This window comes from Chryseobacterium daecheongense (genome assembly GCA_027920525.1).
Taxonomy (GTDB): Bacteria; Bacteroidota; Bacteroidia; order Flavobacteriales; family Weeksellaceae; genus Chryseobacterium; species Chryseobacterium proteolyticum.
In genome coordinates, this window is record CP115858.1 from 3,616,596 (window position 1) to 3,641,591 (window position 24,996).

Annotated in this window: 24 protein-coding genes; 6 read left to right on the forward strand and 18 right to left on the reverse strand. The window is 34.8% G+C overall.

What is annotated here, in order from left to right; translation table 11 throughout:
• Positions 1-5: 5 nt before the first annotated feature.
• From PFY10_16075 to PFY10_16095, 5 genes are all read right to left on the reverse strand, one after another.
• The gene (locus tag PFY10_16075; GenBank protein ID WBV55740.1) at positions 6-452 is read right to left on the reverse strand and encodes a hypothetical protein; all 447 of its coding nucleotides are present in this window, start codon (positions 450-452) and stop codon (positions 6-8) included.
• A gap of 7 nt (positions 453-459) precedes the next feature.
• Positions 460-1,389 (reverse strand): DUF3289 family protein, encoded by a 930-nt coding sequence (locus tag PFY10_16080; GenBank protein ID WBV55741.1) that lies wholly within the window; start codon positions 1,387-1,389, stop codon positions 460-462.
• Positions 1,390-1,399: 10 nt separating this feature from the next.
• Positions 1,400-3,325 carry a phage baseplate assembly protein V gene (locus tag PFY10_16085; GenBank protein WBV55742.1) on the reverse strand — a complete coding sequence of 642 codons (1,926 nt, stop codon included), beginning with the start codon at positions 3,323-3,325 and terminating at the stop codon, positions 1,400-1,402.
• Positions 3,326-3,606: 281 nt separating this feature from the next.
• Entirely contained in the window at positions 3,607-4,011 is a 405-nt protein-coding gene (gene tssD / locus PFY10_16090; GenBank protein WBV55743.1) for a type VI secretion system tube protein TssD, read from the reverse strand.
• A 216-nt stretch (positions 4,012-4,227) separates the two neighbouring features.
• Positions 4,228-7,368, reverse strand: a complete 3,141-nt coding sequence (locus PFY10_16095; protein ID WBV55744.1) for a UvrD-helicase domain-containing protein — start codon at positions 7,366-7,368, stop codon at positions 4,228-4,230.
• A gap of 182 nt (positions 7,369-7,550) precedes the next feature.
• On the opposite strand from PFY10_16095, the gene PFY10_16100 reads away from it, so the two are divergent.
• The 4 genes from PFY10_16100 to PFY10_16115 all read left to right on the forward strand — a co-directional run bounded on the left by PFY10_16100 (position 7,551) and on the right by PFY10_16115 (position 10,745).
• Entirely contained in the window at positions 7,551-8,300 is a 750-nt protein-coding gene (locus PFY10_16100; GenBank protein ID WBV55745.1) for a hypothetical protein, read from the forward strand.
• Between the two features lie 14 nt (positions 8,301-8,314).
• Positions 8,315-9,112, forward strand: coding sequence for a carboxypeptidase-like regulatory domain-containing protein (locus tag PFY10_16105; protein ID WBV55746.1), 798 nt, complete (start codon positions 8,315-8,317; stop codon positions 9,110-9,112).
• A gap of 26 nt (positions 9,113-9,138) precedes the next feature.
• Entirely contained in the window at positions 9,139-9,906 is a 768-nt protein-coding gene (locus tag PFY10_16110; GenBank protein WBV55747.1) for a carboxypeptidase-like regulatory domain-containing protein, read from the forward strand.
• A gap of 104 nt (positions 9,907-10,010) precedes the next feature.
• The gene (locus PFY10_16115; protein WBV55748.1) at positions 10,011-10,745 is read left to right on the forward strand and encodes an SIMPL domain-containing protein; all 735 of its coding nucleotides are present in this window, start codon (positions 10,011-10,013) and stop codon (positions 10,743-10,745) included.
• A gap of 88 nt (positions 10,746-10,833) precedes the next feature.
• Here PFY10_16115 and PFY10_16120 read toward each other — a convergent pair whose 3' ends face one another.
• The 5 genes from PFY10_16120 to PFY10_16140 are packed head-to-tail and all read right to left on the reverse strand — an operon-like array spanning position 10,834 to position 15,756.
• Positions 10,834-11,346, reverse strand: a complete 513-nt coding sequence (locus tag PFY10_16120) for a GNAT family N-acetyltransferase (GenBank protein WBV55749.1) — start codon at positions 11,344-11,346, stop codon at positions 10,834-10,836.
• 2 nt (positions 11,347-11,348) lie between these two features.
• Positions 11,349-11,570 (reverse strand): PspC family transcriptional regulator, encoded by a 222-nt coding sequence (locus PFY10_16125; GenBank protein WBV55750.1) that lies wholly within the window; start codon positions 11,568-11,570, stop codon positions 11,349-11,351.
• On the reverse strand, positions 11,571-12,836 hold the full coding sequence (locus tag PFY10_16130; GenBank protein WBV55751.1) for a DUF2851 family protein: 1,266 nt from the start codon (positions 12,834-12,836) through the stop codon (positions 11,571-11,573).
• Positions 12,837-12,863: 27 nt separating this feature from the next.
• A complete protein-coding gene (bshA, locus tag PFY10_16135; protein WBV55752.1) occupies positions 12,864-14,012 on the reverse strand; it encodes an N-acetyl-alpha-D-glucosaminyl L-malate synthase BshA in 1,149 nt (382 codons plus the stop codon).
• 7 nt (positions 14,013-14,019) lie between these two features.
• The gene (locus tag PFY10_16140; GenBank protein WBV55753.1) at positions 14,020-15,756 is read right to left on the reverse strand and encodes a glycoside hydrolase family 3 protein; all 1,737 of its coding nucleotides are present in this window, start codon (positions 15,754-15,756) and stop codon (positions 14,020-14,022) included.
• A 115-nt stretch (positions 15,757-15,871) separates the two neighbouring features.
• Between PFY10_16140 and PFY10_16145 the strand changes: the two genes are divergently transcribed.
• Positions 15,872-16,405, forward strand: a complete 534-nt coding sequence (locus PFY10_16145) for a hypothetical protein (GenBank protein ID WBV55754.1) — start codon at positions 15,872-15,874, stop codon at positions 16,403-16,405.
• Positions 16,406-16,477: 72 nt separating this feature from the next.
• On the opposite strand, the gene ribA is transcribed toward PFY10_16145, so the two are convergent.
• The 8 genes from ribA to PFY10_16185 form a co-directional block, all read right to left on the reverse strand.
• A complete protein-coding gene (gene ribA, locus PFY10_16150) occupies positions 16,478-17,074 on the reverse strand; it encodes a GTP cyclohydrolase II (protein ID WBV55755.1) in 597 nt (198 codons plus the stop codon).
• A gap of 26 nt (positions 17,075-17,100) precedes the next feature.
• The gene (locus PFY10_16155) at positions 17,101-17,559 is read right to left on the reverse strand and encodes a hypothetical protein (GenBank protein WBV55756.1); all 459 of its coding nucleotides are present in this window, start codon (positions 17,557-17,559) and stop codon (positions 17,101-17,103) included.
• Positions 17,556-18,170: a DUF4254 domain-containing protein gene (locus PFY10_16160; GenBank protein ID WBV55757.1), complete on the reverse strand. Its 615-nt coding sequence runs from the start codon at positions 18,168-18,170 to the stop codon at positions 17,556-17,558. Before PFY10_16160 ends, PFY10_16155 begins: the two co-directional genes overlap by 4 nt.
• Before the next feature lie 15 nt (positions 18,171-18,185).
• Entirely contained in the window at positions 18,186-18,395 is a 210-nt protein-coding gene (locus tag PFY10_16165) for a twin-arginine translocase TatA/TatE family subunit (protein WBV55758.1), read from the reverse strand.
• 30 nt (positions 18,396-18,425) lie between these two features.
• Complete coding sequence (locus PFY10_16170) at positions 18,426-19,985, reverse strand: peptidoglycan DD-metalloendopeptidase family protein (GenBank protein WBV55759.1); 1,560 nt, start codon at positions 19,983-19,985, stop codon at positions 18,426-18,428.
• On the reverse strand, positions 19,982-20,824 hold the full coding sequence (locus PFY10_16175) for a DUF4292 domain-containing protein (GenBank protein WBV55760.1): 843 nt from the start codon (positions 20,822-20,824) through the stop codon (positions 19,982-19,984). Before PFY10_16175 ends, PFY10_16170 begins: the two co-directional genes overlap by 4 nt.
• A gap of 108 nt (positions 20,825-20,932) precedes the next feature.
• Positions 20,933-21,949 (reverse strand): sugar phosphate nucleotidyltransferase, encoded by a 1,017-nt coding sequence (locus PFY10_16180; GenBank protein ID WBV55761.1) that lies wholly within the window; start codon positions 21,947-21,949, stop codon positions 20,933-20,935.
• A 140-nt stretch (positions 21,950-22,089) separates the two neighbouring features.
• On the reverse strand, positions 22,090-23,511 hold the full coding sequence (locus tag PFY10_16185; GenBank protein WBV55762.1) for an oligosaccharide flippase family protein: 1,422 nt from the start codon (positions 23,509-23,511) through the stop codon (positions 22,090-22,092).
• A gap of 114 nt (positions 23,512-23,625) precedes the next feature.
• On the opposite strand from PFY10_16185, the gene PFY10_16190 reads away from it, so the two are divergent.
• The gene (locus tag PFY10_16190) at positions 23,626-24,963 is read left to right on the forward strand and encodes a dihydroorotase (protein ID WBV55763.1); all 1,338 of its coding nucleotides are present in this window, start codon (positions 23,626-23,628) and stop codon (positions 24,961-24,963) included.
• Positions 24,964-24,996 lie beyond the last annotated feature (33 nt).

Sequence of the window (24,996 nt, forward strand, 5' to 3'; positions counted from 1 at the left end):
TTGTATTATTGTTCAAACTCAAAATCTTCTTCCTTGTTTGAAAGAACATCATAAACCACATTACCTCTTTCGGTTATATAAAAAATATCCCTGTTTCCTTTATCATATCTGATATAAGCGATGAGATCCTGGTTGTGACCGTCTAATCCTTCTCTTCCAGCCTTATACTGTTGATTCAGAACATCTGTTTTTTTATAGATATAAACAGAGTATAACTGATAGTTCTTAATATCTGTCCCTGCTGTTTTGTCATCAATTTTCTTTTTCAATTTTTCATATTCATCAACGTCGTATGAAAAATTTCCTTCTACATAAAAATAGTCGATTCTATTTTTATTTTCTCCTGCTTTAAACTCGTAGGTAACGGGAGATAAAGCAACTAACTGAAAGTCTTCCGACTTGTTTTGGATACATGCCACAAATAATGTTAATAAAATGATTAAGTTTTTCATGATAAATTTAGTCCTTATCGGAATTGCCATTTAAATCTACGCTTTTTTCCATTTCTGTAATGAAAGGTCTTGCCGTTCTGTAATGCTGTAGAATATACCAGGCTTTGAAAAAATCTCCGGTATGGTATTGCGGGATAATGTCACCACCATGTTTTACGATATCATCCCAATCCAGACCATAGTGATCGTAAAACGTATATTTCAGCTTTCCGCTCCATACTTTGGTACATTTGTTATAAGAATAATCCAGGATTTCTGCTTTGGCACTCCATACCTGATGTACTGTAATCCCTAATCCTGATACTTTATCCCAGAATGACGAAAAATTTAAAAGTCCCATCGAAATAACTCCCATTGCAGCTGGATCATAATTACTTTTTTTCAGCTCCTTTTTAAAATCCGTTAGAAATTTATTATGATAAGTGATAAAGGCATCATTGCCTGCAATTTTTTTATTCAGAACATCACTCTTATAAGTTCCACCTGTGCCCTTTTTAAACCGATCCGACATTTCCAGGGCTACAGTTTCCATATCACCAATAGATAAAGACTTCATCAGCTGATCCAGATATGCTCCTAATGTTGCATCATTTAATTTAAAAACCGGATCATTTTGTATGGAGGCGGAAGATGCCGGCTTATCGGCAAAATACATGTCTTCGGCCTTTGTTCCGTCAAAATTGAATCCAGGATCCCTTTTGGCCTTGCCAATGAGCTTCTGGCTTATTCGGACTACCCCTTCTTTGCATCCTTCATCACCTTTTCCATCTTTTCCGAAACCTTGTAATATGGCACGTTTCTGACTTGAGAGCTCAAGATTTTGCTTCGTAGCCTCAATAATTACATGTTCCGATTCTTCATTGGAAACTTTGCATAGATTAGTATAGTTATTACTGACCTGTATATTGATATTATTAGCTTTTTTTACAATGGCCATATCACTGTTTTTAATGTGAATTTCCTTGCTCTCCGCTTTGAGATTTTACGGTTTTCTCACTTTGTAAGATCATATTTTCTTTAGTACTCACAACGGTAACCTTTTCAGCATAAGAGTCGCTCTTTTTGGACTGAACATTTCTTTCATTTTCAGCAATCTCTGTTCTCATATCAGAAGACTCATGAATATTTCCTGTAGCAGTTTGTAAAAGGTCTCTTCCGGCTGTATCAACCATGTTTACTCCCGCATTCGATACGATATTGACATTTGCTGTAGCAAATATATTGCTGCCCGCTATGGAAGTAATATCATTTCCTGCGGACATTCTTATATTGTTTCCTGCAGTAAAGGTCATATCTTTTGGGGCATTCACAATAATGCTTCCTTTTCCATCCATAAAGTAGGTATTCCCACTCGGATCTTCTATGTAGATACTTCCTTCTGCGTCATTAAAAATTACCTTATTTCCACTTCGCGTTTGTATCGATTTTATATGATTGTTAACGCCTCCTCCTAAACCAACAGCTCCATGAAACATTCCACCCATGGCGAAAGGAAAGTCGGGATGATGATATTCAAAGCCAACCATTACCTGATCTCCAACTTCCGGAATCGCTACAAACCCTCTGTTTTGAGTGATTACATCTGTCCCTCCGGCATCAGGGCTCATCATTCTTATAAAATGAGTGGTGTCATTTAGCTGCCAGTCAAATTGTACTTGTATCCGTCCCTGATTTAACGGATCTGTATTGGAAACTACTGTGGCAATCTGTGGTTCTGCACTTGGGGTAATAAATTCCGGTTTTGGAATAAATCCGGTCCCCTCGGCTATTGCTTCAAATGATCCTGTATAGATACCTCTGGTATTAACTTCATGAGAGACTTCAGTGATCATAAGCTTGGTGAAATAAGTCGTCTGGTTGCTATCCGGTTTTCTCATTTCTATATCTGCAACACAACCAGGATGTAAAAAAGGAACAGAGGTTGTCCCTGATACGGTAAAGACTTCTACTGCAGCACTTCCTGCAGCACTTTTTTGGGAATCATCAACATTTAACGACATATTGGCATTAATTGGAGATGGGTTCAGTGAACGGGTTTTATAGATGTCATTATTAAGATCATAAGCTTTGGCAGCAAGCTGTCCCAAATGCTTTATGCTTGCAGATGTACTTAATAATTTTGTGTGATTACTGCTGTTATATCCAAAAAACTCCGGTTTAGTATGCACCGCTCTCAGTTCCACGGAAACATCACTTACATTACTTCCGTAAGTAAGGCGTATGGGTTGATCTTTGGGTGGAAGTTTACCGAAATACAGTGTTTCGCCATCATAATAGAATTGCTCTCCGTAGGTTTCGGCAAGCCTCGCAAGGTAATTGTAATGGGTTTCCTTGTACTGGACGCTGTAATTAATATAGCTTTTGTTCTGGGTATCAACTTTATAGTCAAATTTACCTGAATTAAGGGTCTCCTTTAAAATCCTATCGGCAATGATAGAAGTATTCACCGGTTTATCACCTCCAAAGCTTTGTGTATGTGGAGCGGAATCCATTAAAATAGTAGGGCTGTATCCTTTCAGAACAATATTGCCTAAACTCATTTTTTCCTGACTAAAGGCCACTTTGGTAATGAGTCCAACGAAAGTTTGTTCAGGACTCTCATTTTCAGCATCCTTATATTTAAAAACGACCGTTAAGCGTTTTCCGAGAAACTGCTGAGCCTGATCAAGCTCATGATTTTGCAAAGACCCTAAAGAATCGTGAGCTAAGGTCAACTCAAAGCTATGATGTCTTCTTGTACTTTGCTGTAAGCGGAAGTGTTTGAAATGGTTAATAATTTTACCTTCAATCACTACGTCCAGCTTCACCACACGCTGTACTCCTGCAATATGATTTTCAGCAATTTTATCTGCGTTGGTAGTCTTATTTTTCATTCTTATGTTTTTGGTGTTCACTTACTAAATTAGAAATGTTTTCCAATTCAAGTTGATTAATTTTGTTAAATTTTAAAAACTGTAGTAGAATTACGACTTTTATAGATGTAAATGTTTATTTTATAATCGTTATATTAAAAAACAAGTATAAAATATTTTATTTACTAACTGAACATTTTAAGTGCCCAAAGAGAATGATTAATTGTATAATATTCTCCCGGAGAGATAAAAAGATCATCCATAGGGATGATCTTTTATGTATAAATGTTTGTAGGCATTGATTATGCACCTGGCCAGATACCTTCATAGATACCGTTACCATAATGAATTTTTTCTGCACTTACGATGAAGCTGATCAGCATACTGTTGTCATCCACAGCATCAAAGTCTACTTCATGTTGAATTACATATCCGTTCTCCCATGTTAAAGTAATTAATGTTCCTTCTTCGTGAGATTTGTTGAAAGTAACTTCACCTGTTGTAGGCTTATATTTTCCGTTAAGTAAGCTTTCTAAGATGTCAGATTTTTCTGTAGCCTCGATCGTTAATTTGATGATTGCATTGGAAGGGTCAGAAGCTACACGTCCTGAAACGTCTGTAGATCTTGATACGCTGTAGTTAAGTTTTAATAATTTCTGACCTTCACTTCCGTTGAATTTTAAGATTCCTCTTGAATTTGCTGCCATAATGGTAAATTTTAATCGTTATTAAATATTATATAATTCAGTGATTATGTAGCAAATGTATAGTACTTTAATCGGACTCAAAAATTTTTAAAGACAAGATTTGATTTTTGTAGTGGTTCTACGATTTCATGTCGTAGTTCTACGATATTTTGTCGTAATTCTACGATTTGTAAATTTTAAAGATCCCTGCAATCCTTCTTTTAAAGGGATTTTGCGTTATAAATAGATGAGCTGGGTCTTGATAACTTTCCTTCCGAGACTTTCCAGTACACTTTTATAAGTTTCAATTTGACGGTCATTTTTTTCAGTGACTTCTCCGGTTTTAAAATCTACAATGATATAATCTTCACCATTTTTCAAAATCCTGTCCGGGCGGTAAATTCTGCTTTCCCCTCTTTCGGAGATCATGATATCTTTCTCGTTGATTACTTCCCATCTTTCGTCAAAGAATTCAGCATGAGTTGTAACGATTTCCTGAAGCGTTTCCTCAATTTCATTCTTTTCAGTTACTGTGATTTGCCCTTCAAGAAGGTAGCTTTCCAATACTTTCTGAATATCTTTTTTAGTATTGATCTTAGATAACAGTTCGTGAACGAAAAGTCCTATCCTCACTTTCTCATTGCGAACCTGATAGTTCTTGGATGGTGTCGCAATTTTTACAGATGTATTTTTTTCGTTGATATTTTTGAGATTCCTGATATCTTTTGTCCTGAAAGATGAGGTTTTGGCTTTAGAGTTTTTTTTGAGCATTTCAGGATGTACCTCATAAAGATCAAATTCATCGGACTGTTCTGTATTTTTACCTTGAATAAATTCCAGGATTTCGAGATTATTTGAAGTTTTATTTTGTTTCTGAATATAGAAAAACAGCTGTTCTACAGGACGTGTAGTGGCTACGTACTGAAGACACAACCTGTCTATCAGATTTTTATAGGAATTCTTCTTATTGAATTTTTCAATTTCTTCATCATAGACTTCCAGGCTTTTGCTAAACTGATTGATATTAACAGATTTCAAAGCTTCATTGCTGTTGGTTTCAAACCAGTTGGAAAATTCAGCATCACGGTTTTTATTCATCATAGGAATAAAAACAACCGGAAACTCAAGTCCTTTGGCTTTATGAATCGTCATGATCTGGATAGCATCAATATTTTCTGAGGCTTGAATGGTATATGTGGAGGCTTCTTCATCCCAGTATTTTAAAAATTCTTTAGTGCTCGCTCCTGCATTTTGAGTAAAGTTAAAGAGCATTTCAAGAAAGTTTAACAGGAAGTCGGTTTCTTTATTATCAAAAGAAAACTCATTAATATAGTACTCTACAAAATTGTATAAATTAAATCGGGGGAAGTGATCTTGTTTTAGTCGTAAAGCATATTTGTTTTGGATAAACTGGAGGATGTCATCGTGGGATTCAATATCCAGAATTTCTTTCATACTCAGGGTAAAATCCGGCATATTTACTTTTCCCAATTTATTCAGATAATACATCATCATGATTAAATTGGTTTTGTTTTTAGGATTGGTTTCCCATTTTAAGAACTCAATGACAGCCTTAATGGTATTTGAGAGTTCTAGCGTCAGTCCTTTATCTGATATGGTTTTAATATTGGTTTCTTCTCCTTTATACCTCACTTTCAGGTTCCCTAGCTTCTGTGAATAGCTGAAAATATCAAAATTGCCACGACATAGAATAGTAATATCTGCAAACCTGAATCCGTTGTCAAGACAATCCTGAATGTCTTTCTGCATTCTTTCGGAAGTGTCATTGTAGAAATCCTCATTGGTGAGATTTTCAATAAGATTTACTTTGACCCTTCCATCAATTTCTGATTTAGGATTTTGTTCGGCATCCGTCCCAAATATATTCTTATGTTCCTCTTCAAGATTTAAGGCATGAAATTGATACAGTTCATTATTGAATCGAACAATATTTTTTGCACTTCGCCAATTATCTTTTAATACAAGAAGTTCGGCTTGTTTGGGAGAAATTTCTTTTTTGTTGATAATGTCCAGCATGAGCTTGCTCTCACCACCCCTAAATCTGTAAATACTTTGTTTGGGATCACCTACCAATGTAAATGTTGTATTCTCTGTCGAGACACTATGGTCTCTTAATGGGACGAAATTTTGCCATTGTAATTCCGAAGTATCCTGAAATTCATCAAAAAAATAGTGCTGAAACTGGGAGCCTACTTTTTCATAAATAAAAGCCGAAGGTTCATTTTTCAGGTTTTCATTGATGAGGATATTAAATTTAGAAAGGAGAACAAGATCATTTTCCTCTTCAATTTTTTTTAATTCATCCTGAATGTCCTTGTTTACTTTTAAAGGAAGTAATGCAGATAATATTTTCTCCTTTTTCTGTGTTTCAATATAAAGAAGAATAAGCTGCATTCTGTTTTCTAATAATTCATCAAGAGTTTCTAGAATTTCAGGCTCTTTACTTTTTGATTTTGAGGCGGCTCCTTTTCTGTAATTATTAACCACAGAGTCTTCCTGAGTTGTTGGAAAAGGAAAACCAGGTCTCTTCTGATGGTAAAAATCCAGAACTTTAGTAAAAAATCCTCCAATACCGTTTTTACCTTGTGCAAAGTCCTCAACATCGATATTTCTTGATTTAAAAAGATCAATAGATTTCGTAGCGATTTCAACAGCTCTTTTCTTATTAAATACAATCTCTTTCCGGATAGTATTCTTTATATTTTCATAATTGGAATCGTCAAAATTGGTATTGCTTTTCAGCTGTTCATAGTGAATATCTTTTACAAACTCTTTTGCAGAGTCATAAAGGTTCTTGTTAAGATTGATTCGCTCGTTATTTTCCAGACTGTAATCCACATAATCCATGAAAGAATTTGATATTGCATCATTCTCACCGATCTGATCAAGCATTTTGTCTACAGCTTCAATGAGGAAAGGCTCTGCTTCAATCTCGAGATTAAAATTTTTAGCTAACCCTAATTCGTAAGAAAAACTTCTTACCAGGCGGGAATTAAAACGATCGATTGTACCAATATTTAAGGTAGAATAATTATGAAGAATATAATCCAGTAATTTTTTAGACCGGATGTGCAATTCATCAATGGTTATCTTTAAACCTTCTTCTTCAAAAACTTTCTGAATGTTTTTTAAATCATTATTGTCAGCGAAGTTGCTTGCAGAAAAGGCTCCCAACCAGGATAAAATTCTTTCCTTCATCTCATTGGCCGCTTTGTTGGTGAACGTTAATGCCAGAATATTTCTGATGGCATGCTGCTGATTAGGATAACGAAGACAGATCATCAGGAGCCTCTGAACCAGCGCATAGGTCTTTCCGGAACCGGCGGAAGCATTGATTACTGTATAAGAATTTTGCATTTTTTGAGATGAATTGAAGATGCAAGTTAGCTAAAATTTAAATGAAATTTTAACAATTGAAAATGGTGCTTTAACAAAATCAGAATGGAAAATCAAAAAAAATGCTAAAACGCGTTAACTGTGGTTAAACTTGTGGAAAACATTAAAAATAAGTTTAGATTTGTTTTATAAAAAAACTTTCCGTGAAATTAAAACTACTTTTTCTTTTATCACTTATTTTCTTCATTCAAAAAATAAAGGCACAGGATTATCTTTTCGGAAAAATAACTTCAGAAGAGCATATAGAAATGCCTGATGTTACTGTAATCAACATAAGAACTGATGAACGTGTAACCACTAATGCTGATGGACATTTTATGATCTCGGGCAGGGAAGGAGATGAACTTCGATTTATAAAAAGCGGTTACGAAAGGATGAACAGGAGAATTACAAAAGACAATATTTCAGCTCCTTTAAGCATAACGTTAATCCGGCAGACTACTCTTATTGAAGAGGTCGAAGTAAAGAAGGGACTCACAGGCGACCTGAAAGTAGATTCTAAAAACCTGAACAGACCCAGAAAAGTAGAAAAGTTAACCCAAGATATTGACAAATACATTGCCCAAAAATCTGATCCGAGAATCCTGGCGGCAAAAGCAGGAGAGTTTGTCCAGCCAAAAGGACAAGGGTTTTCAATCGGGAAAGTGAAAGATAAGTGGGACGATGTGGATCTCATGCGTTACTTGCGTGAAAGCCTCGGAGATCAGTATTTTATAGATTTAAAAATAGATAAATCTTTAATCGAGCATTTCATTTATTATGTCTTAAGATCAGGTTTTGAGAGGAGACAGATCCTTAAATACGGTTTTTGCAGTGATGCAGACCTGATGAGATTTCAAAGAGCTGTACTGGCTAGAATTTCCTCATATCGCGCTCCTCAAACCCAGAGATAATCTATGAATGTTTTATGATTAAAAATACTTTGTATATCGTACCGTGCTTTGCTTTTGCCCATTTTTATTCGCAACAAAAGATTTCAGGCAGAGTAGCGGATGAGAATAATAATGCTCTGGCGTCTGTTCTTATCTACAATATTTCCAACAACACAAAAACTCAAAGTGATTCTTCCGGTCAATTTATAATTGAAGCTAAGGAAAACGAAGAGATCCGCTTTTTAAAGCAAGATTATTACCGTGTTGATAAGAAGATCAATAAGGAGAATATAAATTTACCATTAGATATTAAACTCCTCAAGATTGAAACTCTAATTCCGGAAGTTGAAATTCCTTATAAACCCACAGGTAATCTGGAAAAAGATAGCAAACATTATGATCAGGCAAGGAAGACCCTTGTATTGAAATCTGAAATGGATGCCTATATGAGAAGCCCTTTGAAAGAGCCATTACCCGAGAACAAAATTCCTAAAACCTTTAGTGGACATGATTTTAATGTAGGACAGGTCGATATGGTCAAATTGTTTCTCACGGGTATAGGTCTTGTAAAAAAAGCAAGCCAACCCAAAGTTACCAAACCTGATTATTATGAAACCCAAAATTTCATTAACAGGCTTAAACTGGAGATCAATTTAGATTTTCTTGTAGAAAAGGGAATGAATGAAGAGCAGATAGATGAATTTCTGGTATATGCTAACGATAAAAGGTATCTTGCAAAAAAATACAGGAAAACTTTTAATAAAAGCGTGATCGAATCAGAACTAAGAATTGCTTTCATAGAATACGACAAGACCCACGTAATTAAAAATTAATAGTGCAATAAAACAATCATAATTAAATGAAAAATATAATTTTATTTATTGTTTTGTTTATATATGGAATTGCCTATTCGCAACAGATCGTTACGGGGAAAATAACAGATGATAATGACATTAATCTTGGATCTGTTACGGTCATCAACCTTTCAACAGATAAGAAAGTCTATAGTAATTCTTCGGGCGAGTTTTCTATTGAAGCTTCAAAAAATGATGAATTAAGGTTTGTAAGACCTGGATATGAAAGGATTTCTAAAAGAGTTTTTGCAGATGGTGTTGATTCTCAACTTTTCATAACAATGATAAAAATTCCTGAAGAAATAGAGGAAGTAGAGGTAAAGAAATTATCCGGGGACCTGGCTAAGGATTCAAGAAGTGTTGCTAAAGTTGACAAAGGGGAAATTGTTCAGCAGGCAGTGGGCCTTCCACAACCTGTTGGAAAAATGAGGGAAAAACCGGCAGAAGTAAAACAGGTACTACTTCCGATACTTTTAGGACAGCTGAATGTTCAGGGAGCCTTTGATCTCATTAGTGGAAAAGCAAGAAGACAAAAACGTCAATACAGATATGACGATCTGCAGGACAATATTTTATGGGTGAGAAAGAGAGTGGATGATGATTATTTTACTAATGCAGGGATTCCTGCGGAAAGAATCTCGGAATTTATAGAGTTTTCTTTTGTTATCAAACCACAGGCCCGAACTTATGTAAAAGCAAGGAATCTCTCGGGGGTGTTGCTGAGATTAGAAGAAACTATGCCGGCATTTTTGGAACGATTAAAAAAGGATTGAACGATTTGTTAAAGAAATCTTAAAATTACGGAATAGAAATTGATGTATCCGTTCATAAGAAAATTTAAATTTAAATGACCAATCAATCAAATTCACAAAATTTTATGAACAGAAATATCATAGTAATGGCTATTGCAGCCATTGGTTTTGTTCTTGGACTGGGACTACTGGGAAATGCTATTAAAAACAGAAATAAATCTGAAAATACAATCTCTGTAACTGGATTGGGAACAAAGCAATTTACATCAGACCTTATTACATGGTCCGGAAGTTTCTCAAAAAATAATTTTGACTTAAAACTTGCTTACGACGGGTTGCTTGCCGATAAAAAAGTGATCAATGATTATCTGATTTCAAAAGGAATAAAGCAAAATGAAATTATTTATTCCTCAGTAGACATTCAGAAACAATTTCGTAATTATAATGATGCCAATGGAAATAGTGTCCAGGGAGAATTTTCAGGATATAATCTAACGCAGACTGTTTCTATAGAAAGTAAGGAAGTGGCTAAGATCGAAAGCCTTTCAAGAAATATTACAGAGATTATCAATCGGGGAATAGAATTTACATCCTCTTCGCCATCTTATTTTTATACAAAGCTAACTGCTGTAAAGCAGGAAATGATCGCTACCGCTACAAAAGATGCCAGAGAACGCGCGGAAAAAATTGCGGAAAACTCAGGAAGTGGTCTTGGAAGTTTAAAAAAGGCAACCATGGGAGTTATCCAGATCACTGCACCTAATTCAAATGAAGATTATTCTTATGGTGGGGCTTTTAACACAACCTCTAAAGAGAAAGTGGCAAGTATCACGATAAAACTGGAGTATGAAGTGAATTAATGGGAACTGTATTAAACTTATTGACCATTTAAAGTTCCAAAATGTACGATAAATTTAAAGCCGGCAGATTGTGCTGGCTTTTTATATTTTAATGATAAACAACATCATAAATTTCTTCTTTTATCTTTTTAAGATCTGCAGGAGAATAATTTGCCAGCAACCATAAGTCTAAGGGCTGCTTACCTTCCCCGTAACTTGGCTGTACATACATTTCTTCTATTAATGAGAATCCGTTTTTCTGGTAAAAAGAATATCGTCTCTGAGCATCTTCCCCAATATGGGCTGGTTCAATTTCAAGAATAATCCTTGGATAATTTTTGAATAAGTATCCTGTAATATGAGAACCTAGTTTCTGGCTTCTGAACTCTGCAAAAACCTCAAAATGTTCTACGAAAATGTAATCGCTTAATTCCCAGAGAATAAGATATCCAATCGCTTTAGATTCGTGCAATACAGAAATAACCTTCACATGAGGATTGCTGAATAACTTCACAAACTGATCCCAGTCTCTTCTTTCATCCTCCGGAAAGGTTGTGGAGTAGGAGTGATAAATATCTTTTATTTTGTAGTCTTCCGGTGAAGTTATAGGTAAAAATTCCATAATTATAAATCAAAAACACTTGGTCTCCTTGTGATGAAAATATCTTTAATCCAAAGCGTAAACGCTAATCCCAGATAGATAAGAAAAAAGAAACCCGCCGTGGCGAAAGTTGAGTAAATGAAGAATACCCGAAGTTTAGAAACAGGAATCCCAAGTTTAGCGCCCATTCTTGTAAGAACACCAAACCATTCTCTTTCCATTTTGTGACGGATATTATCAAGCATCTAAGAATCTTTTAAAAGTTTAAATCCAATACTGCAATTTAAGCAATTTTTTTCTTCACAGGAATTTTTAAAATGATAAATGAGGCTTTGGGTTTCTAAGGAACTGGTAATTTTCATGTTCAGATTTTTCCAGGACTTAATAATAGTATTCTTTTCCGGAGCTATTTCCGTATAAAATTTCAATATATCGTCTGTAATTTCTTCATGATGATATTTATGATAAGTGTATTTTAATGGCAGAATCGTATTTAATATAATCAGCTCAATAAAGTCATTACTTAATGTTTTAACCTTATTAACTGAGGAAATTTTCCCAAATTTAAAATGGGTATTCCAGTAGCCGGACGCCTGTACGTTCTTAAAAATATCAAACAAGTCCTTACTATTTTTTGAATGTATGACTTTAGAAAATAAATTTTGATGCCGGTGATAAAGATCGGCTAGTTGTGAAAGTCTGATGGTAGGAAAATTAGGAGGTCTTAACCTTAAAAATTTAGGTGGAAACCTCATGTCCAGGATTCGGTATTTTACCTTTATGAACTGAAATTCCCGTTTCCAGATTTCCATTTGTTCGTCTTCCGTGTCCTCAAGCCACCCCGAAATCCCAAAGAATAAGGCTTCAAGATGTGTTGGGTTTTGCCTGATTTTATTGATGACACTGTAATCAATACTTTCAGCAATTTGTCTGAATATATAGGCATTTACTTTTAGTCCGAAAGAATAGGCAAGACTATGAAAGAGGATAGCTTCGAAATTGTTTTTTGACTGTTGTAAAGCATGTTCCAGTTCCTCTGATTTTTCATTTAGTTTTCTTAAAACATTTTCTTCGTGGAAATGAAGAGGAATATTACGCTGATCAAAAATACTTTCGCAGGGAATAAAATGATTTTCTTTGATGAGTTTCTCATATTTCCACAGAATATTTTCATCAATATAATTCTTCAGTTCAAGAGTAGGAATTTTTTTATTATTAAATTCTTCAATCTCAATATCATTTTGAAAAACAACATGAAGAATAATATTTTGATAGTTGGGATCCCCGGAATGATTATGGAAGATCCAGTCTGAAGACTTTACATGAAGCTCTATGTTTCCACTCAGGATGAGGTTATTGATTTTAATGGAAGCCAGAAGAAAATCAGGCCCGGCATTGGTATTCCATTTCCCGAAATGTATGATCTCAACGGAATTTCCTTCAATATCCTTGAAGTCAAAATTTTTGAAAACTTTAAAGTTCCAAAGATATTGAAGTAATTTTTCCGTCATGAGTGTGTCACAAATATAATAGATCTATTATACTTTTGACAACTCGTTTTTAAAATTTTCTATGGTTGTTTTGTACATTTCTTCATATATAGGAAGAACGTTTTTCAAATCGAATTTTATCGCCTGTTCTTTCGCATTTATCTTCATTTTGGCTAAAAGTTCATCATTGCTCAATAACTTGATCGTATAGTTGCTCATAGCTTCTACATTTCCGATTTCAGCTAAGAATCCTGTTTCTCCCTGGACATTTACTTCAGGAATTCCTCCTGCGTTGGAACTGATCACCGGAGTATACGCTGCCATGGCTTCCAATGCAGCCAATCCAAAACTTTCCTGTTCTGATGGTAATAAGAAAACGTCAGAAAGCTGAAGAATTCTATACAGGTCATTTACCTTTCCAAGAAGCCTGATTTTAGAAATCAAATCCGGATTTTCTTCTAAAAACTGGTTCACCTTCTCCATATCCGGACCTTCTCCGATAATTATCAGTTTGGATTTTACCTTCTTATGAACATTCTTGAAAATTTGAAGAACTTCATCCACACGTTTTACAGGGCGAAGATTGGAAACGTGTATTAATATTTTTTCATCCGGATCAGCGAACTGCGTTCTCTGGCATTCATTACATTCATCAAATTCAGAATTGTCGATGAAATTCGTGATCACCTGGATTGGTTTTTTAATATTGAAAAACTGTAGCGTGTCTTTTTTTAAACTTTCAGATACAGAGGTAATTGCATCGGATTTGTTAATTGAAAACTCTACAGCATGTTTGTAGCTGGGATGTTGTCCTACCAAAGTAATATCTGTCCCGTGAAGTGTTGTTACCAAAGGAATGTCGTTATTATCTTCCTGTAGCATCTGTTTAGCCGTAAATGCTGCGTAAGCATAAGGAATGGCGTAGTGTGCATGCAATAAATCCAGTTTATACAGATTAACAACTCTGTAAATCATCGAACTCAGTGCAATATCATAAGGTTGATATTGAAACAGGGGATAAGTTTGAACATTTACCCTATGAAAAAAAATATTAGGATTGGTAATATCGAGTCTCGCTGGAAGGGCTGAGCTAATGAAATGGACTTCATAGCCTTTATTAGCAAGAGACATTCCCAGTTCTGTTGCTACGATACCGCTTCCGCCGTATGTTGGATAGCAAAGTATGCCTATTTTCATTGGAATATTATTGTTTTGATGTTGTAAATATAGTTGAATTCACTTTTGTTTCAGAAGCAGTTGCAGGATTCAAATCGAGCCCCATTCCTGCTTTTAGTTGATCATTAACAAGTACCGGAAGTCTTCCCTGGACCTTTGTCTTTCCCAATAGCGCATTAGCTGTTGCAATCATGGAATCATCATTGTTTTCATAAGAAACAAGAACCGTGGAAATTTTTGAAATATCGATATCTTTTAAAGCGTAAGCACTTCCAAATACATTTAAAATAACTTTTTGATTTTTAGTTAAATCAGCAAGAATCTTTTTAGATTCTCCGGAAATTTTATATGGTTTATATGCTGTTGCATTATCCTTATGAAGTCCTGCAATAACTATAGAATTAGGTGGAATTGTACTGATTTCGTCAGCTTTTTTAAGAATGATATTTGAACCTAGCTGATTGGCAAACGTCTGATAAGGAGCTTCCTCTAAAGGAACATAATACACTTGTTTTCCGGTAATGGGAAGTAGCTTTTGCTCATCTTTTAATAGGGTAAGTGCATTAGAATAAAGATTCTGAACCAAAAGTTTGTGAGAATCATTATTCAGGTCGTTATTAATGTTTTCAGGATTTTTGGGATTGTATTTATCCAGCCCTAAATAATATTTGGTCAGTAATATTTTTTTTACACTTTCTTCAACTCTTGATTGTGGAACTTCTCCATTGTCAATAGCCTTCTGAATTAATTTTTTTCCTTCAGACACTCCCTGCGAGAAAAGCATAATATCATTACCTGCTTTAAAGGCTAATGCATCTAATTCCCCGGGCTTATATTTATTGGCTACTGCACCCATATTGAGTGCGTCCGTAATAATGAGGCCTTTATACCCTAACTTCTCTTTTAAAAGTCCGGTGATAATATTTTTGGAAACCGAAGCAGGAATTCCTTTTCCCGATTCTAACGTTGGCACATATAAGTGAGCTACCATTACTCCACCGATACCTTTAGTCATAAGAGCCTTAAAAGGTGCCAATTCAACAGCATTCAGCCTTTCGAGTTGGTGAGGAACTACAGGAAGATCCAGATGTGAATCTGTACTGGTGTCCCCATGGCCAGGGAAATGCTTAATGGCTGCTAGTATGTTGTTGTCCTGTAATCCATTAGAATATGCTATTGCAGAGCTGATGACATTATCTACCTCTGAACCAAAGCTTCTGTTTCCAATGATTGGGTTATTAGGATTTGTATTCACATCAACTACCGGGGCAAAATCCCAATTGATTCCCATCCTCTTACAGTCTTCGGCAATTTTAGAGGACATCTGGTAAATAAGATTTTTATCCTGTATGGCTCCTAAAGTCATCGCCCACGGAAATTTGTGAGCCGCTGCGATTCTCTGATATAATCCCCATTCAGCATCCATTCCGATCATCAACGGAACTTTAGATTTTTGCTGAAACTCATTTACCAGAGATATTTCTCTTGCTGCATCATCCTGCATCAGAATCAATCCACCGATCTTATCACGGGTGACAATATTTCTTACCTGGTTGATATAATCCTCGCCTTTGTTGGTATAAAGAGCAACAATGAAAAGCTGTCCTAATTTTTCATCCTGGGAAAGCGATTTGTATGTTTGATTAACCCACTGGTTTGCTTTACTTACATCAGACTGTGAAATGCCCTTTGGTATATACTGGGCAGCGATTTTTGAACTGATAGATAAGAATATGAATAGAGAAGTGCAAACTATTTTGTTCATAACTTTTGAATAAGAACAAAAATACAATTAAAAAAATCATCAGAATGGATGTTTTTAAGTTTTTTGGTATATGTTTTGGATGTGCTTTATAAATAATATTAAAACTTTTATAAAAATGAAAAAATTTCTTCCAATCCTACTATTAGCTTTTGTCAGCTTATTTATATTCAGCTGTGATAATAAAGACGATGATAATAATTTTGTGGATCATGATACAATAGGGACTGCTTTTGACATTACCCCAACTTTTACGAAAACCAATGATAATTTATATCAGTATTCAGATGCATTTACAAATGAGTTAGTACAATCTGATGTTGTGCTTATTTACTTACAAACGGGTCTTACTAATAACAATGCTCCAATCTGGAGATTACTACCTTATACGTTCTTTACTAATAACAACGTTGCTGTTGATTATTCATTTGATTTTAGCAAATTTGATATAGGAATTAATGTTAACTCAAGCTTGAATCTAACGGCTAATCCAACGTACTATACGAACAAAAGATTTAGAGTGGTAATCTTACCTGCTAATACAGGTGGGAAAAATTCCAAGACTGCAGCAGCTCCTGTCGATTACAATGATTACTACAGTGTAATTAAATATTATAATATTGACGAGTCTAAAATAAAGACTAAGAATTAAGATATATCTTTTCAGTTTTTTTATAATTAAAAAGGGCTCCAGAATTTATTCCGGAAGCCCTTTGTTTTATTTTTAATTATCATTGTCATCCAGAAGATGACCAAAATAATCTTTCTTTGTTTTTAAATAACCTCTGCTGATATCATTCGCGGGTATTTGCAAAGGAACCCTCGAATTAAGGTGGATGTTACTTTCCGTAACATATTTTACTTTTTCAGGGTTATTGGTCAGAAGATTGATATCTTTAATTTCCAGCACATTTAAAATTTCAATGGCTACATTGAAGTTTCTGTCATCTGCAGGAAGTCCAAGTTTTAAATTAGCTTCTACTGTATCAAATCCTTTTTCCTGTAAAGAATAAGCCTTTAACTTATTTATTATTCCAATGTTTCTTCCTTCCTGACGAAGGTAAACAATAACTCCTCCATTTTCATGGATATATTTCATGGCTGCATCTAATTGCTGCCCACATTCACATTTTTTTGAATGGAAAACTTCACCGGTAATACATTCTGAGTGGAAACGTACATTAACTGGTTTTGAAAAATCTGTATTTTCAGCGATAATAGCCATATGAGGCATCCAGTCATTTTCGTTTTCAGAGAAAGCGATCATTCGGAAAGTTCCGTGTTCCGTTGGAACGTTTGCTTCCGCTTGAATTTTAATCATTAATAATAAGGTCGTTGAACTAGTTTTTAATTTCCTTTAAGAGAATCCTCTATAACAGAAATATTGGTTTTTAACCTTACCAAATATCTGTTTAGGATTTCATCATCATCTTTTGGAAGATCCTGTCTGAGTTTCTGAATTTTTTTATAAGATTTTTCAAAGCTTTTAATGGCTCTGTTCTTTCCTGAAATATTGTTGGCGTCAATTGCATACAAGTAATTCTGTAGGCTGTATTTTAGCGACAGAACCTCTTCATTTATACTAATAGTTTTGAATTTAGGAAAGGTGGAAATTAAATTGGATATTTCAGAAGCATTTACATTTTCTTTGATATTGATGTCTATGCTTTTTTTTAGTCCTCTATCAGAATCTGAACCTTTTGCTTCACTATAAAAATTATTAGACAACGGAGAAAAATTTAATTTTTCCGATGCGCAAGAAGAAGTTAGTATAAACAGTATTCCAAAAAAAAATAATCTTTTCATTTTTGTTGCCCCTTTTGATAAAGGATTGGGTTAAGACTTTCATCATTATACATTTTCATTTGTTTGTATACTTTCATCTTAACATCACCGTTTTCAATATCAGTAAGCAACTGATTAATAGAAGTCGACAGATCCTCTTTCTGTATGAGAAGTACATCTAATTTTGCCTGGCAATTTAATCGATGTTCTTCTGAAGCAGATTCTCTGTTTGCTTCTAATGACATATGATAAACCTTTAACGCAAGTATTGATAATCTGTCTACAGCCCAAGCGGGTGTTTCTGTGTTTATCTTTGCATGAGGTTTAGGAGTTGTATTTTTAAATTTATCAAGAAACCAGCTGTCAATAAATTCCACCAGATCAGTTCTTTTCTGATTAGAGGCGTCTATTGTTCTCTTTAATTGAAGAGCTTCAACCGGATCTATGTTCTCATCTCTTATAATATCTTCCAAATGCCATTGAACGGTATCAATCCAGTTCTTTGCGTACAAAATTCGTTCCAAACTGTCTTTTTCGAAAGGATTATTAATTAGATGGTTAACGTCATCAAATACGTGGTAGTCTTCAATAGATTGATTGAAGACTTTCCATGCAGTCTCAGTGAAATTCATTAATTCTGAAGAATTTTAGTTGCTTGAAGGATTGTTCGTCGAAGAATTTTTATTTTCAGTAGGATTTTTATCTTCTTCCTTTACTGCGTCTTTGAATTCTTTGATCCCTGATCCAACACCTCTCATTAATTCCGGAATTTTTTTACCTCCAAAAAGTAAAACAAGCAGAATTGCTACGATAAGGATATGCTGCCATGATAAGGCAAGTATTGTTAATGTTTCCATTTCTAAATTTTTTACAAAGTTAGTCTTTTTTTAATAAGAAACCCACCCTAATGGATCAACAGGTGTAGTTCCGTTCCATACTTGGAAATCAAGGGTATAAGACCCATCAAAGTCTTGTCCTACAGTACCTACAATGGTGCCTGCGGAAACCTGCTGGCCTTTAGAAACATTGACACTTCCCAGATTTGAATAAATCGTAAAATAATTTCCGTGTTTCAGCATTACCGTTTTGGTTCCGTCACTGTTAGCCAGAACTGAAGATACAGATCCCGGGAATACTGATTTTGCCCGTGTACCCGATGGTACGGAGATTTTAATTCCGTTATTCTCTTCTGTAATATTTTTAAAAACAGGGTGTGGTTGTCTTCCGAAACGATGGGTGATCTGGCCTTTGTCAACAGGGAAGCCTAGCTTTCCTCTGTTTTCAGCAAAATTATTGCCTGCTGCAGTAGAAACTCCAAAATTCGTCATCGCTTTGGTTTCTGCTGCTTTTTTCTCGTCGTCTTTTCTCTTTTCTAATGCGGCCTCAGCTGCTTTTGCGGCTGCCAGTTTGCTGGCTGCTTCTTTTGCCCTTGCATTGGCTTCCGAAGAAGCTTTTGCTGCGGCTATTTTCCGAGCTTCATCCCTTGCATTAGCCTCTGCTCTAGCTGCTTCTTCTGTACGTTTTCTTTCCTCTTCAGCTCTTTTTGCGGCTAGCTCCTCGGCTCTTTTAGCTTCAGCTTCAGCTAATTTTCTTTCTCTTTCAAGTGCTTCTGCTCTTGCTCTATTTTCAGCTTCTATTCTTGCTTTTTCTCTTTCCGCTGCAATTTTAGCTAAACGGATTTTCTCAGCTTCAGCCTTTCTTCTGGCTTCTTCTTCCGCTTTTGCTATTCTGATTTCTTCTGCAATGATGCTTCTGATCTGCCCTTCAAGAGCTTTAGATTGAACTTGTTTTTGTTTTAATTCAGCAGTTAATTTCGATTCATTTTTCTTAAAATCCTCAACAAGCTGCTCTTTCTGAGCTCTTTCCACATTAATAGTAGCCAGATCTTTTTGTTGATCTATCAAAAGTTGTTGCTTATCTGCAACCGATTTTTGTCTTTGGGCAATTGTTTTTTTGATCTGATTTGCAGCGTCTGTAATTTCAGCCGCTTTTTTATCCTGATAGTCCGAATATTCTTTAAGATATTGAACTCTACGAATAGCTTCTCCCAGGTTTTTAGCAGAAAGAATAAAGGTTACTTTGTTTTGTACTCCCTTGTTTTTATAAGCATTCACTAAAACTTCTGCGTAATTTTTTCTAAGTACCGCCAATTCTTTATTTTGACGGTTGATCTCCAGTTGACGAAGATAAATATCATCTTCTATAAATCTTTTTTCCTTTTGAGTGTTGTTGTAAACTTTTTCTCTTAGGGTTAATTTTTTGTTGATATTATTAAGATAAGCTATGGAGAGTTTAGATTCGTTTCTTGTTTTAGCGAGATCTGAATTTATTTGTGTGATTTGTTTTTTAAGTTCAGCATTTTGCTTCTGCAATTGTTCTTTATTTTGTTGCCCATTGTGCAATCCGAACAATAAAATACCTATTAAAAAGCTAAATTTTTTAATCATTTAATTTCAATTTTCTTATAATTGGCTGGGACTGAATAGGCCACTTCCATCTTCGAAAAATCAAATTTCGTATTTTCTAATAAAATCTGGCTTGTTTTTGAACCTTTTATAATTATTTTAACATTTTTTGGTAGACGAATTTCATTATATTCAGCCCAATTGCTATAAGAAATTTCTAATTGGTCCGGAGATAAAACATCCTTTAACTGAACGTTCAGCAGATCATAATTATCATCATATTGTAATGAGATTTTATACTCTCTCGTTTTTTCATCAGTAACAATCTTTTGATTCACAGACGAAACCAACTGATAACCCTGCGCATTTTTTGTAAGGATGAACTGAGAATCGTTAACTTTTACGAAAGTTCGTCCAAGAAGTATTTTTTCCAGGGATTGATAATCAATGAAATTTACATTTAAGAGATGGTTCAGATATTCAAAGTCAGAATCGATATAGGATTTACTTGTCCGGTCAAATCCCTTTACTCCTTCCGGAGTAGCTATTCCTCTGGCAGCATTTATAAATAATACAGATAAATTCATCCATACTTTTTTATTTTTCTCAATATAGATCGTTGCATCCAGGGTAGGAACGAAATTTCCTGTTTCTACGTTAACTTTGCTGTTAATTTTAATCTGTTCGAATTGAGGAGGGATTATTACATGCTCGAAAAATGTAAGTTTATCCCTTACCGGTTCTCCTGCATCTTTTGGATTGTTGTTATTCTCCACAACTGTGCTGTCCTTAATTCCACCGTTGCCACTTTTGGAAACGTTCCGTGTTTTACAGGATGACAAGATAAGAAGTAATAAAACTAATGGGATCCAATTTTTCATGTATTTGTCTTTTCGATTAAAAATAATACTTTGCAATATTAACGCCAAACCACACAAAACATTTTGTGTGGTTTGAATATATCTTATTTATTGCTGCTTTTCTTATAACTATTTAGATAGAAAATCTAAAACAGAATAATCACCCAAAGAAATTTCTCTGGCAACTCCAAAATACTGTGCTGAATTACCAATCATAGAATTAGACAGGTTTCCATGGTTGATTCTTGTGTTTTCCTGGATCAACGAATTTTCAATATTAGAATTTACAATAATAGTATTGTTACCCAATGAAACCCCGGGACCTACCTTAGAATTCGAAATTTTTACATTTTCACCGATAAAGCAAGGCTGGATAATCAGCGAGTTTTCGATAACGGCCGAAGATGGATATTGAGACATCTCTTCTCTTTCGTAAGCAAGAATTTTGCTATTGGTTTCTACCGTAGCATTTTTGTTTCCACAATCCATCCAGTCATTTACTTTTCCTAAAGTGAATTTGGCACCTTTTGCTCTTAAGTTTTCCAATGCAGTTGTTAACTGATATTCTCCTCCATTTTTTATATCATTATCCATGATATAATTGATTTCATCCATTAACTTCTCAGCACTGTTAAAGTAATAAATACCTATAATGGCAAGGTCGGATACAAAAGTTGTTGGCTTCTCAACAAAATCTGTAATAAAACCATAATTGTCTAATTTCACAACACCAAATGCAGAAGGATCTTCTACACTTTTCACCCAGATAACACCATCTGAATTCTTATCAAGCTGGAAGTCCGCACGGAAAAGAGTATCAGCAAACGCGATAACTACATTGCCCTGCATAGAGTCTTCCGCACATTTAATGGCATGAGCCGTTCCCAAAGGGTCATTTTGATAATATATGCTTCCTTTTGCACCTAGTTTTTCTGCAATATGGATCAGGGATTTTTCAATTTCAGGGCCAAAATCTCCGATAATAAAGGCTACTTCTTCAATTTCTTCACCGGCAACTTTAGCAATGTCTTCTACAAGCCTTTGTACAATTGGTTTTCCGGCAATGGGAATCAAAGGTTTTGGAACGGTTAGTGTATGTGGACGTAATCTGGAACCACGTCCAGCCATTGGAACGATAATTTTCATAAGTTATATTAGGGTATTTTTAGTTGTTTTTAATCTGATGGCTTTTGTTCATAAATAAAGCCATAGTATTGAAACGGTGTATTATATTAAATATTTGTTTAATTTTTCAAATTCATTAGCATCAAAATAGAGACCAAAGTTTAGTTTTTTCTCATTCTTGCTAATAACATATTTTTCTCAGTATATAATAGAATTCCTGTGTAGAACAAAAACAATAGGTTTCCGATCCAGAAGTTATAGTCGGATACATTTGCTATGATATAACTGAAAACTCCCAAAAGTAATATGAAAAACGCGATTTTTTTCATTCGGTAGGGGATAGGATAATATTTTTGGCCCAGGAAATAAGATAGTACCATCATGGTAAAATAAGCAGCTAACGTTACCCATGCCGAAACCATAAAGCCATATTTAGGCAAAAGCACAAGATTCAAAACAATAGTAAGAATAGCGCCTGTCCATGAAATATATGTTCCTACCCGGGTTCTGTCTGTTACTTTATACCAGGTTGAAAGGTTATAATATATTCCGAAAAACAAGTTCGCAATTACAATAATAGGGATAATGTTGATGGCGATCCAATAAGAACTATTGGGAACCAGAAGAAGCTTTATCCATGATACATTCGCAATGATTCCCAATGCAACGATGGAGGCAAAAAAAGAAAAATATTCAGTTACTTTCGCATAGGTTAGTTTTGCATTTTCATTTTGCATTTGTTTGAAGAAAAATGGTTCGATCCCCATTCTGTATGCCGTTACAAACAGCGTCATGAGTACCGCCATCTTGTAGCATCCCCCATAGGCTCCTGCTGAGCTGTCATCAATAATGAATTTTTGAATAAATTTATCAAAATTTTCATTCACCATAAATGCAAGACCAGCAATCATTATCGGCCAGGAATATTTGATCATCTGAAGGAAAAGACCTTTTGAAAATTGGAATTTAAGCTTCAGAATAATGGGAAAAACCAGAAGAAATCCCAAAAAGCTTGCGACTAAATTACTATAAAACGGATAAGTTACTTTTTCCCGTAGCCCAAATTTGGAGCTGATTGTTTCAGGAATGTATAAAAATAAAGCAATTACAAAAATACTTTGAAATACTGCCTGAATTACCCTTACAGCAGCATATTTTATTGGTTTGTTATGGAACCTCAGCCATGCCAGAGGAATGACAAGAAGATTGTCAAAAAAAGCAATCCATGCAAACCATCGTATAAATTCAGGAGTCTTTGAATAGCCAAAAACATCGGCGATAGGCTGGTTGAAAAGCAATACTAAGATAAGGAAGACAAGAGATAAAGTGGCTAAAAACCAAAAAGAGGTATTAAAGACTTTTTGCTCGTCATTCTTGTTGGAGGAAAATCTGAAGTAAGCCGTTTCGAAGCCGAAAGAAAGAACAATATTAACAAAAGAAATTAATGCATACAGATTGGTGAAGATGGCAAAATCATTAACATTAATATGCTTAATGAATAAATAATTCAGCAATACTACAATCACTCTCGGCATAATTGCCCCTATTCCATAGATAATAGTTTCGTTAAGAAGTTTTTTCAAAATGCGAAATTTCTTGCAAATGTAAATATTTAGAAATTGATTTTTTATCAGGGATATTAAAATTCATTCATAAACCTTAATTTTGTAAGGAATATAAAGTCTAAAGAAAAGTAAATGAGGACCCTTATCAAAAATGCTACTATCGTAAATGAAGGAAAAATCTTTGAAAGCGATATTTTAATTGAAGACGATTTAATTTCTAAAATACAACCCCATATTTCTGATGAAGCAGATCAGATTATTGACGGCTCCGGAAAATATCTTTTACCAGGGGTGATTGATGATCAGGTGCATTTTCGTGAACCGGGGTTAACTCATAAAGGAGATATTGAAAGTGAATCGAGAGCAGCAATTGCAGGTGGGATTACCAGTTTTATTGATCAGCCGAATACTGTACCTAACGCTGTAACGCAGGAATTGTTGGCGGATAAATATGAAATAGGATCCCAAAAAGCATACGCTAATTACGGATTTATGATGGGAGGGACTAATGATAATCTTGAAGAGGTGCTTAAAACCAATCCGAGAAATGTTCCGGGAATCAAGTTATTCTTAGGTTCTTCTACAGGGAATATGCTGGTTGATAATCCTGAAACCCTTGAAAATATTTTCAGCAATACAAAAATGCTGATTGCTGTTCACTGTGAAGATGAAGCAACGATAAGAGCAAATACCCAGAAATACATAGAACAATATGGAGAAGATATTCCTGTTAAGTTTCATCATCTCATCAGAAGTGAAGAAGCTTGTTATAAATCTTCCTCCAAAGCCATCGAATTAGCAGAAAAAACAGGAGCGAGACTCCATGTTTTCCATCTGTCAACAGCTATAGAGACAGCCTTGTTCAGAAATGACATTCCTTTAAAAGATAAAAAGATCACCGCGGAAGTTTGTGTACACCATTTAACATTTACCAACGATGATTATGAAACAAGAGGAGGTCTAATTAAATGGAATCCGGCAGTAAAGACTCAGAAGGACAAAGACGGACTTTGGGAAGCTCTTTTAGATGGTAGAATTGATGTAATTGCTACCGATCATGCTCCTCATACCTGGGAAGAAAAACAAAATGTTTATACAAAATGTCCATCCGGAGCACCGTTGGTTCAGCATTCATTAAATGTAATGCTGGAAAATTTCAGGAATGGGAAAATTTCTCTGGAAAAAATCGTTGAAAAGATGTCCCATAATCCCGCAATTCTTTTCAGAATAGAGAAAAGAGGTTTTATAAGAGAAGGATATAAAGCAGATTTGGTTTTGGTGGATTTAAATGAAAACTGGACAGTAAATAAAGAAAACATTCTTTATAAATGTGGTTGGAGTCCTTTAGAAGGTATGAATTTTCATTCTAAAATTACCCAGACATTTGTCAATGGGAATCTTGTATTCGATAATGGAAAAATTGCTGACGAAAAATTTGGTGAGCGATTACTTTTTGAAGTTGAGGAGTAAGTTGGAAGATTGAAAACCCAGCTGTGTATATAA